The organism is Candidatus Thorarchaeota archaeon (genome assembly GCA_021498125.1).
Lineage (GTDB): Archaea > Asgardarchaeota > Thorarchaeia > Thorarchaeales > Thorarchaeaceae > B65-G9.
The window spans coordinates 389,476-403,446 of record JAIZWL010000001.1 but is presented as its reverse complement, the minus strand read 5'-3'; the positions used below and the strand labels follow the sequence as shown (position 1 = coordinate 403,446).

14 protein-coding genes are annotated in these 13,971 nt (G+C 47.0%); 5 read left to right on the top strand and 9 right to left on the bottom strand.

Going from position 1 to position 13,971, the window contains the following annotated elements; translation table 11 throughout:
• The first annotated feature begins 48 nt into the window (after positions 1 to 48).
• Positions 49 to 1,353, top strand: a complete 1,305-nt coding sequence (locus tag K9W43_02180) for a glutamine synthetase family protein (GenBank protein ID MCF2136022.1) — start codon at positions 49 to 51, stop codon at positions 1,351 to 1,353.
• Here the strand turns inward: K9W43_02180 and K9W43_02175 are convergent.
• Positions 1,350 to 2,507 carry a pyridoxal phosphate-dependent aminotransferase gene (locus K9W43_02175; GenBank protein MCF2136021.1) on the bottom strand — a complete coding sequence of 386 codons (1,158 nt, stop codon included), beginning with the start codon at positions 2,505 to 2,507 and terminating at the stop codon, positions 1,350 to 1,352. The two genes, K9W43_02180 and K9W43_02175, sit on opposite strands and share 4 nt — an antisense overlap.
• 110 nt (positions 2,508 to 2,617) lie before the next feature.
• Here K9W43_02175 and K9W43_02170 point away from each other — a divergent pair, with 110 nt between their 5' ends.
• On the top strand, positions 2,618 to 3,394 hold the full coding sequence (locus K9W43_02170; protein MCF2136020.1) for a PAC2 family protein: 777 nt from the start codon (positions 2,618 to 2,620) through the stop codon (positions 3,392 to 3,394).
• Between the two features lie 126 nt (positions 3,395 to 3,520).
• Here the strand turns inward: K9W43_02170 and K9W43_02165 are convergent, their stop codons facing one another.
• The 5 genes from K9W43_02165 to K9W43_02145 form a co-directional block, all read right to left on the bottom strand.
• Positions 3,521 to 4,078 (bottom strand): pyruvate ferredoxin oxidoreductase subunit gamma, encoded by a 558-nt coding sequence (locus K9W43_02165; GenBank protein MCF2136019.1) that lies wholly within the window; start codon positions 4,076 to 4,078, stop codon positions 3,521 to 3,523.
• Positions 4,079 to 4,184: 106 nt separating this feature from the next.
• Positions 4,185 to 5,552: an FAD-dependent oxidoreductase gene (locus K9W43_02160; protein ID MCF2136018.1), complete on the bottom strand. Its 1,368-nt coding sequence runs from the start codon at positions 5,550 to 5,552 to the stop codon at positions 4,185 to 4,187.
• 68 nt (positions 5,553 to 5,620) lie between these two features.
• Complete coding sequence (locus tag K9W43_02155) at positions 5,621 to 6,730, bottom strand: Gfo/Idh/MocA family oxidoreductase (GenBank protein MCF2136017.1); 1,110 nt, start codon at positions 6,728 to 6,730, stop codon at positions 5,621 to 5,623.
• 484 nt (positions 6,731 to 7,214) lie between these two features.
• Complete coding sequence (locus K9W43_02150) at positions 7,215 to 7,949, bottom strand: hypothetical protein (protein ID MCF2136016.1); 735 nt, start codon at positions 7,947 to 7,949, stop codon at positions 7,215 to 7,217.
• Positions 7,950 to 7,971: 22 nt separating this feature from the next.
• Positions 7,972 to 9,030, bottom strand: coding sequence for a hypothetical protein (locus K9W43_02145; protein MCF2136015.1), 1,059 nt, complete (start codon positions 9,028 to 9,030; stop codon positions 7,972 to 7,974).
• A gap of 296 nt (positions 9,031 to 9,326) precedes the next feature.
• On the opposite strand from K9W43_02145, the gene K9W43_02140 reads away from it, so the two are divergent.
• Both K9W43_02140 and K9W43_02135 read left to right on the top strand, forming a co-directional pair.
• On the top strand, positions 9,327 to 11,138 hold the full coding sequence (locus tag K9W43_02140) for a hypothetical protein (GenBank protein MCF2136014.1): 1,812 nt from the start codon (positions 9,327 to 9,329) through the stop codon (positions 11,136 to 11,138).
• 62 nt (positions 11,139 to 11,200) lie between these two features.
• Entirely contained in the window at positions 11,201 to 11,620 is a 420-nt protein-coding gene (locus tag K9W43_02135) for a secondary thiamine-phosphate synthase enzyme YjbQ (GenBank protein ID MCF2136013.1), read from the top strand.
• A 9-nt stretch (positions 11,621 to 11,629) separates the two neighbouring features.
• Here K9W43_02135 and K9W43_02130 read toward each other — a convergent pair whose 3' ends face one another.
• The 3 genes from K9W43_02130 to K9W43_02120 all read right to left on the bottom strand — a co-directional run bounded on the left by K9W43_02130 (position 11,630) and on the right by K9W43_02120 (position 13,362).
• Positions 11,630 to 11,884 (bottom strand): hypothetical protein, encoded by a 255-nt coding sequence (locus K9W43_02130; GenBank protein MCF2136012.1) that lies wholly within the window; start codon positions 11,882 to 11,884, stop codon positions 11,630 to 11,632.
• Positions 11,885 to 11,970: 86 nt separating this feature from the next.
• Entirely contained in the window at positions 11,971 to 12,483 is a 513-nt protein-coding gene (locus K9W43_02125; GenBank protein MCF2136011.1) for a hypothetical protein, read from the bottom strand.
• Positions 12,484 to 12,492: 9 nt separating this feature from the next.
• On the bottom strand, positions 12,493 to 13,362 hold the full coding sequence (locus K9W43_02120; protein ID MCF2136010.1) for an NAD(+)/NADH kinase: 870 nt from the start codon (positions 13,360 to 13,362) through the stop codon (positions 12,493 to 12,495).
• Between the two features lie 134 nt (positions 13,363 to 13,496).
• Here K9W43_02120 and K9W43_02115 point away from each other — a divergent pair, with 134 nt between their 5' ends.
• Complete coding sequence (locus K9W43_02115) at positions 13,497 to 13,895, top strand: translation initiation factor IF-5A (GenBank protein ID MCF2136009.1); 399 nt, start codon at positions 13,497 to 13,499, stop codon at positions 13,893 to 13,895.
• Positions 13,896 to 13,971: the final 76 nt, after the last annotated feature.

The following is a 13,971-nucleotide window of genomic DNA, read 5'->3' as shown; positions in this document are numbered from 1 at the left end:
TAGGACTACTGCGGCGATTCTGCGCACCCCTGTGCGGAGTACTGTGCCATGTCTGAGAAGATAAACTATGTCGCATTCCAGTTCAGCGACCTGCTGGGCAGAATGAAGACAATGATTGTTCCCTGTAACCCTGCGGAAACTCTTGAAGAGATCAAGACGGATGCAATTATGAAAAATGGGACCAGTGTGGATGGGAGCTCCATCACAGGTCTCGCTCAGGTTGAAGCATCGGATCTAAGATTACGGCCTGACCCTGATACGCTTGTCGAACTTCCATTCTTCAGTCAACGAGTCGCAGCAGCCATGTGTTTTGTCCAGAAGAGGATTGATGCTGATTCTGAAGAGTATCATGCTCTAGATGGAAGAGGGGTCTTACGGAAGGCCCATCAAAAGCTCATGCCAGAATCGTATTCACTCAGAATCAAGACCGAACCTGAGTTTTACTTTATTACAACAGAAGGCGACACCTTTGACAAGGGGCAATATGCAGACATCTATCCTGATGCAGCAGGCCAGGACACATTACTAGAGATAGGATCAGCCATCCAAAAGATGGGAGTACAACTAAGAGTATTGCACCACGAAGTTGGAGAGGCACAATACGAAATCGAACTCGCTTTTGATGATTGCCGCTCCATAGCTGACAACATTCTTCGCTTCAAGAATATCGCCCGCGATATTGCACAAGAGAACGGTCATGATGTGACATTCATGCCAAAACCATTTGAGGGATTTGCAGGAAATGGGCTTCACTGCCACATCCAGCTCTGGGATGGGAAAAAGAACCTATTCGGTGGTGACGAACCCGGTAAACTTTCGGAGACTGCACTACACTTTCTAGCAGGACTCCTTGAACATGCACCAGCAATCACTGCAATTGCAAACCCAACCATTAACTCATACAAACGCCTTGTGCCGTATCAAGAGGCCCCCGTCTACATATGTTGGGGCTACAGAAACAGAACCGCCCTAATCCGAATCCCACTCTTTTCGGATCCACAAAAGGCTGCAATGGAGTTTCGTTCTCCAGACCCAATGACCAACCCATACCTGCTATTCACAAGTTTCATTGCGGCGGGGATGGATGGCATCAAACGCAAGCTCATGCCTCATGAAGATCTAAAGGGCGATGCCTTCGAGATGTCCATTGATAAACTCAAGGAACTAGAAATCTCCACACTACCAGAAAATCTCTATGATGCCCTTATCGAACTCAATAAGGATGAGGTGATCAAAGAGGCTCTTGGCCCTGCTCTCGTGGATGCGTACATCGACTTAAAATTCGATGAGTGGGATGACTACATAAACAACAAAGTCACCGACTGGGAATGGCAAAAATACTCGGGAGCCTAGTTTTCTGCAAAATAGATCTCAAGACGATCAAATGCCTCGTCCACAGCCTCGGGGGTGAGGGGGCCTATCGAGATCCGGATGTGGCCCTCTCCTGCCGCCCCGAAGACACTTCCGGGAAGGAGAAAGGTCGAGGTCTTTCGTAAGAGATCAATGGCAAGTTCACGGGAATTCGCACAATCACGCACCCGAGGGAAGAGATAGAATGTGCCCGCGGTTCGTGTGACTTCCAACTGGTCGATATCGTCTATGCGTGCATATGCCAGATCTCGGAGAAGAGCAAGACGTTCTAACTCGAAATCCACATACTCTGTCCCATTTCTAAGAACTTCTAATGCAAGCATCTGCCCCGCGGTTGGAGCACAGATAGTGACCGTATCTTGAATCTTCATGTACTCTTTGATGTAGTTGGGGCTACCAACAATGAACCCGACACGCCATCCGGCCATTCCAAGATCTTTTGAGAAACTTCCGAGAGTTATAACATGCTCTTCAGCATCTCGTCGCGAGCGTGGACTATAATGAGTAGCACCATCAAAGATCAACCGCGCATAGGTCTCATCAGAGATGAGCATAATGTCATGTTCTATACATAGGTCTACGACTTCATTGATTAGGTCTTCCTCGTAGACGGCACCTGTGGGATTGTTAGGTGTGATCAATACAATGGCCTTTGTCCGTGTATCGATGGCCTGACGAATACCATCAACATCAATCTGAAAACCGGATCCTACGGCTACGGGTCGCTCTTGACCTCCTGCCATCTGAATCGCCATAATGGAATTGAAGTAGTAAGGATCGGGAACTATCACATTATCACCGGGCTCTACCAGAGTCATGACAATGCCAGCAAATGCTTGGTTCGCACCAGCGGTTATGACAAGCTCATCATGAGGATCAGCATCTATTCCATGAACTCGTCGCATATAGAGCGCCAGTTCCTCACGTAGTTCCAGTATCCCCTGATCTGGGGAGTATCCATGCAAAGAAGGATTCCATACCTGCTCACCAAGGACCTTCAGAGCCTCCTTTGGAGGTATATATCCCGATGTACCTTGGCCCAAGTTGAGAAAGTCTGGTGAAGCAATATAATCTCGTGCGAGCTCCATCAGCTCAACGATGGGAGGGGGCATGATCTTGTGCGTGCGAAATCTCATTAGAATCAATAGTAGTGATGCACACGAAGCCTTACAAACTCACCGTTAATTGACTACGACTCAATGTTAATATCGGACTAAATGCATACCACTGAGATGGGCGTATCAAAATGGAAGAACAAAGTTCCAGTGTCTTAGGATATCCCGAAGCGAAGGTAGTCCAAACAAAAACTATTGATCTCGACAATCCCCTACTTGTGTGCTGCTTCCCCAGTGCAGGTGTTGTCGGGATAATGGCTGCCAATACCATCATTGAGCAATTTGAGATGACCGAGATTGCGCATGTGCGATCGAGGTACATTCCGTCCGCCGCGATTTTTATGGATGGCAGGCTGAGACACCCATTTCGCATCTATGGTCACGAGAAACGTAACCTGATTGTGGTCACGACCGAGTTACCAGTTGCGGAAAACGGAATGTATGCTGTCAGCTCGGCCATTCTTGATTGGGCTGCACAGATAGGTGTGAAGGAAACCGTTATTCTTGATGGCATTCCAGTCCAAGGCCTCCCAAAGGACCGTAAGGTTCTCTATGCGGCTGAGGAGGAGAAGATCGCAGAACTCTCAAAGGACTCGCAACTTGAGATGTTCAAAAAAGGTCTCATAACAGGAATTGCGGGGTCCATTCTCTCAGAGACCTTATGCAGGGATATGGTAGGTTTCGCGCTTCTGACACCAGCAATAGCGGTCATTCCTGATCCAGAGGGCGCCGTGCAACTCCTTGAAGCACTCAACCGGCTATATGCATTCAACATTGATGTCAGTGAACTTGTTGAGAGTGCAGATCAAATCCGCAAGAAGATGGAAGAGATGGCCCAACAGGTACAAGGTATGAAACGCCCGGCCGTAGGACCCTCAACACCAAGCTATGAGGGAATGTACGGATAAAAGAAGGAATCAAGAAACACCACTATAACAAACAGGTAACAGAAAAATCTTCCATGAAATAAAATTCCAAAGAGAGAGCCTGCGTCGGAGGCTAATTGCTTGCTTCCGACACGACTCGTATTTTATTTAATCTATGCAGAAGTCATAGGCTTCCTTGGCACCTTTCGCATTCTTCTCGCCAACCTTGCCAGGCCATTTCTCCATGATCACCTTTTGAACGGTCTCAAGTTTGACCAAGCCAGTAGCCTTAGCAAAGGCACCAAGCATAGTAGTATTAACAACAGGGAGACCAGCAACAAGAAGGCCATGTTTGAGGGCAATCCCAGTTCCATCATAAGTATAGACATGACCACGCTCGAAATGAAATTCGTCAGGGCGTTTGTGAGTATTGATGATGATCTTCCCATCATCTTTGAGACCCTCAGTGACATCAATGAGGTCAACAATTCCTGGGTCTAATACTGCAACAATATCGGGTTCGTAGATCTGGCTCCGGACATTGATTTCCCGGTCTGAGATTCTTGTGAAGGCCTTTACAGGTGCCCCGCGACGTTCTGCACCAAAGTAGGGGAACGCTTGTACACCTTTGTATCCGTCATAATAGGCGGCCTTAGCCAACAGCTCTGCGGAGGTCACTCCGCCTTGTCCACCTCTGCCGTGCCATCGGATTTCAATAACTGGCATTATTAGGACTCCTAGTCAATTGACCAGTTTGGTCAATTGCAACACGCATATCATGATGTAAAACCTTTTCGTTGCGTCTAAGAAAGTGACGGTATATTTAACCAGATCACGTATCTTGTTTCAATGCTGTGACTACACCTTGAGCCGAATTGGCGGCCTGTTGCAATCCCACACCAGATCCAGCAGTATCAGTCCCCACAATATAGAAACCCTTGATAGGAGTTCGGGGGCCAGGACGGTCAAGGTCGGTCTGCCCGGGGATGAGCGCGGCACGAGTAGCATACGAGGTCTGTGGATGCTCCATCTCAATATGATCCAACACGTCACCATGATACTTCTCAAAACCATGGCTCTTCATGATCTCAACATGTTCTTGGAGGCTCTTTCCTTCCAAGGCCATCATGGCAATCGCCACCAATTCTTTTCCTTCAGGAGCGCAAGATGGGTCAAAACTTGAGACTGATACGATCCAGCGATTTGGATTGGGATGGACTATGACACGCGACTTGCGATCGCCAATGACTACCTCATCAAGTCCTAACCAGAGAGTGACACCACGAGTAACACGCATGTGGCTCCATCGCTCAAAGAAGTCATGAACATGAGTGTTATCAGACTGGATGATAGAAGGCATGGACCAGAGAGGAATATTACTGACAACACGATTATGAGCAAGATCAACACCACCAGCGGTGACTCCGACGACATGACCATCTCGCTCAGTAATTTTCTCAACAGGTGTGTTCAAGAGGTAGTCGCCATTGATCTGATCGACCACTTTTTGCACCAATGCCTCCATCCCACCAACAACATACCCTTCATCGTATTCGGAAGAGCCAAAGAGCAGTTTCTTGATGGTTGTGAGTTTAGAGGTCTCTTTGTCGGTGTCTTTGAGTGTTCGGAGCGCTTCATATGCAGAGGCCTCATCAACCCCCACCCCAGCAGCCATATAGATCGCACTCTGCATGACATCAAGCATCGGCTGGTAAAGAGCATTCTTTTGCCGCATGAATTCTAGAAATGTAATATCCTTGTACTTTTTCATCTCTTCAAGCTTCATGGTCTTTATCTTCGCGCCGATCTTGGCCAGCCCAAGACGCCCACGCATACCGGTGAGTGGCCATCGAAGAGTCTGCCCAACACTTGTGGGAATAGTGCCCACACGATCATGAACCCTGAAGAACCATCCATCATGAAGGATAAATTCAGGAGGCTGCGGGAGATAGGTCCGCATAAATTGAGTGAAGGCCCCCCGAGTGACGCGAGTGATGACATGAAGACCATGATCTACGCGATAGCCATCGACCCAGTATCCATACCAGACACCTCCAAGGCGATCACCCTTCTCAATGATGAGAACACGCTTTCCCTCTGCCGAGAGGGCCAGAGAGGTGAGAAGCCCACCAGCGCCACCGCCTGCGACTAGTACGTCATAGTCAGAAGGATCAACTCGATCGATGAAGATTTCGTGCATGGCCACAACCTACCTGACACGCTCTAGTTTGTTCTTAAGCATAGCGACATGGAATAACTGACAGGAGATCATAGTATGTCAACAGGCCGTCCGAGATTTGCGGACTCGTATGCGGCGTCCACAATATTATGAGCAGTGATCGCATCCAAAAAACTTGGGGTCGGTTGCTGATTGTGTTTAATCGCATTTAGAAATGCATAGCTCAATGCTGCATACCTCTCAGTCCCCACCGCGGTCAATGCTTCAAGAGCATCGGCTGAAAGACCCGTGCCATCGAGACCGAGCTGACGAAGAAGCGCATGATTAGCCTTTTCCGCGCTCACCTTGATAGGTGGAGAATCCTGAAGTTGATATTCAAGAAATCGCTGTCCCGACTCTAATCGAATCCCAATGTAGCCCTTCTCGTAGAAGAGCTCGATATAGCGTTCATTAGGTCGCTCAACCCAATGCCAGATCGAGTCAATAGTACTGATCGCTCCATTCTTGTGGTGAAGACTCAGCGAGGCCATGTCTTCGACCTCACGCCCTGCATAGAAACCTACACGAGCATACACATCACTGACCTTACCCAGCAACCAGACCAGCAGATCCACATCATGGATACTATGCTCGATGAGGGTTCCACCACCGGCTATTGATTTGTCCCCACGCCATCGAGAATAATAAATATAATCTACGGGAAATCGTTGATCATCGCGTATGTGAACAAGCATAGGATTGCCAAAATCATGCTGTTTCAGCAGCTCTCGCGCATAGAGCAGATACTGATCATACCGAAGGACTAGATCAACACCCGCATGGACTCCAGCATCCTGAGTCACAGCCAACATATCTCGTGCTTGAGGACAACTATGAGCCAGTGGTTTTTCACAAAAGACGGATTTGCCAGCACGCGCCGCAGCCTTCACAATATCCGGATGGCGATTGGTGGGAGTACAGACATAGACTATATCGACATTATCATCGGTAATAAGATTAGCATAATCGGTATATGTTGTTGGGACCTCAAATAACTCAGCAGCGGATTTCAAAGACTGCTTGTCCGTATCGCAGAGCGCTACAAGATCAACATCAACAAGTCCAGCAGCAATAAGAGAAGAAATCCCGATGAGGTGAGTTCTCCCAATGTTACCAGTCCCTATTAGACCCAAGCCAGTTCGATTTTCGCTTCCGCTCAATTGGGGCTCCCTTGCCTGTGGGTATGTTATCAACGAAATGGTATTTTAGTGTATTGAGCCTAAGAACTTGTTCTGGGAATAATAACAATAATATATTGCTGCTGTCAGAGAATTACAATAGAACATATAATCTGTGAAAATAACACTCTCCTGAAACTCGTGTCAATCTTTTTTCAGTAATCATACCTATCAAAAGAAAACCTATTGACCAAGCAAAATCCCACAAACTCAAAGTATTGATGCTTGTGCGAATATATCAGAATATTAGTTCGCGGTTTATTATTTTTTCTCGTGTAATCAGCCCACATTCAATTGCCATCACAAATCAGTGATAATGACTACAACAATCAATAAACATCAACATTGCATCTGTAACATGCATTTCATCTGCTGTATATACCAATATTTGACTCGTAATTACCAGTATTTGAACTCATGTAATTCAATAATACGCGAAGATTTCCACGTACTAATCATTTATACCTCACACGTGTAGGAAAATAGCAAGTAAAATGATCCATACCACCATCTGCAACAGAAACAGTCCAAGAGGTAGTGGTAATGACCCAACTCGTTGTTGCATGCCATCTGGCTGTTCTAGTTGCTCTTCAAGGTCAGTAAGAATATACCTTGACATCCCATGTCCCATACTGTAGCGTGAGATTATCTGTTCCGATGAAAGACTCCTGATCCGTTTACTAGTGCGAATATACCAATTTTCCATAATAGCAAGACCAGCAGAAAATAACAGACCGACAAGCGATACTAACAACATTACAGAAAATCCATCAGGCCCAGAAACATCCGTGATTCCGATCCTGAGAACAACAACCACAGATGTGATTAGAGCAACAACCAATGGAACAGTCGCAGCTGGAATTCCAATTCGTGATCTCTCAAGAGGAATAAGAGCAGCTCTCGTGATATTTTTACTCTGTTCAGGACCACTCTGTTCGGTCTGGGCCAGCATCAACACGGCGGTACCGCCCCATATAGCGACTTTATTGCGTAGTGCAAGCCACTTTAAGACAACAGCAAATATACACAATTCCAGAAAGACTACCAAGAGACCAAACACGGTCGTAGTTCCACTCGGATCAATAATGGCAAGAACAATGACCCCTACACTGTGCAGGAGCACTAGTTGTGCAATTAGTACCATGTACCAACTATCTACTGGAAGTGCCAACCGAATTTGTTCTTGGTTAGTAGGGGTCATTAGTCTTGCACCTCATAATAGTCTAGGTCAAATATGTATATACGGTAATGATTACAAAGTCTACTATACTTACAGCAAATAGGGCTGCTGATGCCGCAAAAGCTGCTCGAATCCACGGCTGCCCGACTGATGCAGAGCAACCAACAAGAGCTGCAACTCGTCCAGCCGCCAGACCAAGAAGGTATGCGCCACCAGGCAATGCACCGCCTATTATCCGTTGGATTGCCAAACCTGCAAGAACATTTACAAGCGGTGAAACAACCGCAAGAAATGCTGCAAGATTTTGATAGATAGACTGAAGCAGGTAAAATAATGTTGTTGATATAATTGTAATTGCAGCTACAATTGTAACAATCATAAGTGGACTATAATTGAGCTCGGCTACTGCTTGAGGCAATTTTGCTTCAGCATAAAGGAAATAGATTCCTGTAAATAGAACCATTAATCCTGCCTTGACTGCTATCCACCACGCTGGCATAGTGCCAAGAAACTGCGGCAACACAAATCCCGCAATAATATCGGAAAACCGATTTGCCATATCATGTAAAATTGCTTGTGTTGGCTTAAGAAGAAGAACCGCAAACATTCCGCCAAGTGACGCATCAATGGCCCCATTGACTCCGACTGCCTGTGATATCGACACATATTGGTTAATCTTAGCCGAATCACATGCCAATACGATATCTTTCCCTGGAGTCATCCGAGTCCGACTGCTGAACGCTTGCCAACTGAGCATCTGCGAACCTGCTAGAATACCGTCCTCAGAACCATGTGACACCCACACAACTCTTCCAAGCGTCCGATAGATGGTCAGAGCATACTCCAAAGAACCGTATTCCACAACCTGCACAGACGGATCATTTGCCGTAATAGTCCGGACAGCAGTACTCACTGCACTATCGTGGTGCATGACCACCACAACGTCCGAAACCACAGGTGCCGAGAGCGGCATAACCCACAATGGTGACAACACTGCAATCACAAGCAGCGCAGTCCTCAGTTTCAAAAAATCACGTCTATGACGACCGACCGACCGACCTAGATCAACTCGTGTATCATATACACGAATAACTAGCCCCATTTCTCTTATGAGAATTCCTTCCTCTAACAATTGATAGACAAAATACGTATAAACTTTGCTGATTTGCGAGCCAATACTTTAGAAAATTCTTGTTCTTCATGGATATAAGGATAAACAACTGATAATAAATAACAGGTGATAGCGTACCAACGTTTCATAATAGGCACGTAAATGGTCACGTTATATAAAAATAATAGCGCCGGAAAAGATTGGACATAATGAATATCAGCAACGATTATCAATGAGTCATGTTGTAAAATCGAACATCGCAGAGCCGCTGCGAGGAGGTTCATCTACTGACAACACTCCAAGACGTACTCAACCTTGCAAGGAGTCAACTCGAAAAGGGAGATCGTAAGACAGCAGCAAAGCTCTTCGTAAAAGCGGCTGAAACACTAGAAAAACACAAGAGATACGAACGAGCAGCCAAGATCTATGAAGAGGCCGCATTAGTATACAGAGATGCGTACATGGCATCGGAGTGCTTTGACATTCTAGAAAAAGCAATGGTCATGCTGATCAGAGTAGAACAGAATGGTCAGACAAGAAAAGAGATTGTAAGAATTAACGAGCTTGCCGGAACAATTGCTGAAGAAGCGAAGGAATACAAGAAAGCCGCTGAGTACTTCTTTAGAGCGGCCGACTTTGAAAAGGACACAGATAAGAGAAACGTATTGATAGTCAAAGCAGCAGATGCACTTGAGAATGAAGCCGACTCGCGAGAGATGGAAGGCAAATATTCCGAAACGGTTCGGATTTTGAAAAAGGTCGGGCGTCTATACAATTCGACCGACAACCGAGAACTTGGCAAGAGGATTTTGCAGCGAGCAATTCGTATAGCAAAGAAGTGGGCAGATGAGTCAAAGTCCCAACAGAACTTTGAAGAGGCTGCTACAGCTCTTGCTGAAGCTGCTCAAATACTGCAAGAGGAAGGGAACAATGCAGAGGCAACCCGCTTGCTCATGGAAGCTGCAAGTCTATATGAACAGGCAGGGCAATTCGAAAAGGCGGGTAACACATATGATGCGGCTCAGGAAATATACGATAAGGAGCGTTTGACTACTGCGAGAAAGAAGGCAATGATTAAGGCCTCCGAGGCGTATATGCAGATGGAGGGCCCCGCCGAGGTGGTTGCCCCACTACTTGTCAAGGCGGGGAAAATGTTTGTTGATGTCCAAAGTCCGATAAAGGCACGTTGGGCATTCAAGCGGGCTGCTGAACTGTTCGAGAACTTGGCCAGAAAGGCACAGTCGGAGGGAGATATGGATACTGCAAACAGGTATCTTCGATTTCAGGCAATGTGTCTAAAGAACTGGGGCGACAACGATGCTGCAACTGGGGTCTACAGTGAAGTCATAGATCATTATCGGGATCAGGCAACCCTTAGAGAAAAAGAAGGGGAAATAGAGAACCAAGCCATTGCATTAGAGGAGGCATCAGCAGTACTCTATGAAGCAGGTTCAGATGACGAGGCACGAGCACTACTTGAACAGGCAATCGAACTCTATATCCAAATGGCTGAAGATGAGACTGATGCAGATAATATTGACGAGGCGTCACGCCTATACAGTAAAGCCGCAGAGGCTGCACGAAATATGGGAGACATGGAGCGAAGTTCATCATTCCACTGGGTGGCTTGTGAAAAGGCAGTAATAACTGCTGAGAAGTATGAAGAGTCAGGAATCGCAGAACTGGCCACGATTTGGTACAGAACGGCTGGAAAAGAGGCCCTTCTGACAGATGAAGAGGACTTGACGGGGAGAGCGATTGATCTCCTGAGGCACTCACTTACGGGATTCAAAAACATGAACGAGCCAAAGGAAGCATTTGAGGATCTATTCACAATATTCAATGCATTATGGAATCGTACCCCTAATGGGTCTGAGGAGATAGATAAGGTTCTTAGAGAGATGCAAGAAGTTGCATTGACCACAGGCGAGGAATATATGAACGTAATAGTTTCGATACTAAGGCATCTCTATAGATCCGAGACTCTTGAGGCTCAACAGACACTCCAAGATAATGAAAAGATACTTGGTGACAAGACTAAAATCTTACATGACCTAATTGAGGCGCAAAAGAGATACTATCGTGCAGTCGCGGAATAGGTAGAGGCACGTCGTCAATCGTGAGTTGGATCTGACGGCTATATTAGGAGGATGACTGTATCATGGCGGTACATCATGAGAAGATCAAGTTCCAGACAAAAGGTCACTGTGACATGATAGATATCACTGGCCAAGTTGACAGAGTGATCAGTAACAGTGAGATTCGAAATGGTATCTGTACAGTCTTTTGTGTGGGATCGACAGGAGCAGTGACCACCATCGAGTATGAAGGAGGACTCCTCAAGGACTTTCCAGAAGCGATGGAGAGGATTGCACCAAGAGATGCGGTCTATGAACACCACCTTAGATGGGGGGATGGTAATGGACACTCTCATGTGCGAGCATCGGTGGTTGGCCCTAGTCTTACTATACCAATAGAGGAAGGCCGTCTAACTCTGGGGACATGGCAACAGATCGTCTTCGTGGACTTTGATGTGCGACCGCGTAGCAGAGCGATACACGTGACGGTTCTTGGTGAATAGTCACAATTCCTATTCGTGCTTTAGTTCCCAGATCATATCCGGTTCGGCCAAAGGAGAGGCGGAGACATCACGCATCCGAAGTGCCATATAGTGAACTCGCATTGCGCGCCTTAGTTTGAACAGTTGGAACGGCGTATCCCACCCGGGAGAACTGTCTCGATATCCGAACTCGTCAAGTAACTCACGAATGGTGTTAAGTTCCTGACGCACTTGCGCCTTCACATCTTCGATCTCACGATTAATAGTCAGTCCCACTTCTGCCATGTCTAATCACATGACAGTATGAATCTACATAGAACATAACATATGGTATTACCTACGAAATACTGTGGAATATTTCAAGTCCAGTGTCAAAGAGGTCTGCTCTTCAGTGCAGTACGTCGCATCTGCGTTCCACAGATAGGACATAGAAGATCGGGTGGTGCAGTCGACTTGATATGTTTGCAAGAAGGACATCGATACCCCCAAGTGATCTTACGTTTCAGGCGACCAGAGGGATCCACGACCTTGAGATCAAGAGCAAGTGCAGTATTAAGAAGAGCTAGGTCCTTCGAGACCACAATTGCCGGAAGACCATTCTGCTGTCGGGTCAGGGCCAGTGCAAGTAGACTCGTGTCCACCTCAGAGAGAACTCGGCGGTCTCCTGTGATCGCCCCGGCCTTTTTGACCGATACAATTGTTCGTGGATCGTAACTCTCCACCCTCAAGCGACCTGTGGACAAGAGAAAATCAATACGTTGCTTGCTCGGACGATTTCTGACTTCTTGTACGATCTCGTCTGTCGTCACAAATTTCGCATCGGGATTTTTGTCCACCCACTTCGTAAACAAGACCCCGGCATCAACGACAAAGATCGCCCCCATGTATACCACCTAGAGCGTACGTGGCACAAGACGGGTGTTGAGTCGATCAAAGTAATTGTCATAGAGACGAATGAATCGTGTGACTGTGTCAGACTTGCGGAGCCAGACCATACTTCCCGGTTCCACCTCCCAGCGGGTCTGTCCATCAATGACAGCAAGTGCTCCAGCACCAGGTTTAGTCAGTTCCAGTTCAAGCATACTAGAATCGGGGATGACCAGCGACTTCAGTTCGAAGCGAGGCGGACAGACTGGCACAAAGATAAGACCGTGCACATTAGGGGTCAAGATAGACCCGCCAGCGGCCAGTGCATAGGCGGTGGATCCACAGGGCGTAGAGAGCATTGCGCCATCCGCCCGACCGTAGTCAACCTTAGTGCCATCAATATAGACTTGGAAGGTCAACAGTCTTCCGGGTAATCGAGAGGTCACATATACCTCATTCAGAGCATCATCAAAACGGAGATCTCCGACTCCTGAAGAGATATTGACACAGCGTTCAATAATGCAGTTCCCATCTATGACCTGCCTGAGCGCATCCAGCGCATCGGTTGTACTACTCTCTGTGAGAAACCCGACAGTCCCACGATTGATGCAAAAGAGAGGGGTCTCCCGATCACGTAGCAGGCTGAGCGTATGAAGGATCGTGCCGTCGCCACCTATTGTCACTACAAAGTCAACATCAAAGTCTTCAATCAGGGTAGGGATAGCTCCGCGCTGGGCCACATTACAAGAACCGGGATCAACTAACACCTCAAGCCCCGCAGATGTGAGAAAATCTGTGACCTTAGCAGCCACGTGCTCCATATCGACCCGTCCGGGCTTGCAGACAAGTCCGACTCGCCGTCGGTCTGTCAGAATCTTTGGTTTCTCTTCTATCATATGACGGCACACCACTCAAATCAGGTACAGGATTGCATTTTACTCTTGCCACATGACCAGTGACTGAGGACCATAAGGTATATGAGAGAGGCCTCTAGAGCCAATTCACACTTGGTATCAGTTGGTGAAACGTATTGAGTATCCGGAAGACCGAAGCGAAGACCCTAAAACCGGGGAGCTATTTTCTGATTGATGGAGAGCCTTGCCGAGTAGTATCGATTGAGAAGTCGAAGCCGGGCAAGCACGGAGCCGCAAAGGCCAATATTGTTGCAATAGGCTTCTTTGATGGTCGTAAACGTAACACGATCATGCCAGCAGATAGAATGGTCGATGTTCCGGTCATAGACAAGAGAAGTGCGACAATTATTGCCGACATGGGAGAAACCTACCAGCTGATGGATGCTGAAACATACGAGACCTACGAAGTTCCCAAACCAACAGACGATGAGATCGCATCAAAATGCGCCCTCAACGCAGAAGTCGAAGTATGGGACCTAATGGGACGGAAGATCATTACCCGGGTCAAGTCATAATATATTTCGCGCCATGCCCACAACTCTAATCTGTGGGCAATGCTATCATATTGTAGTGCGATTTAGATGAGTGTGG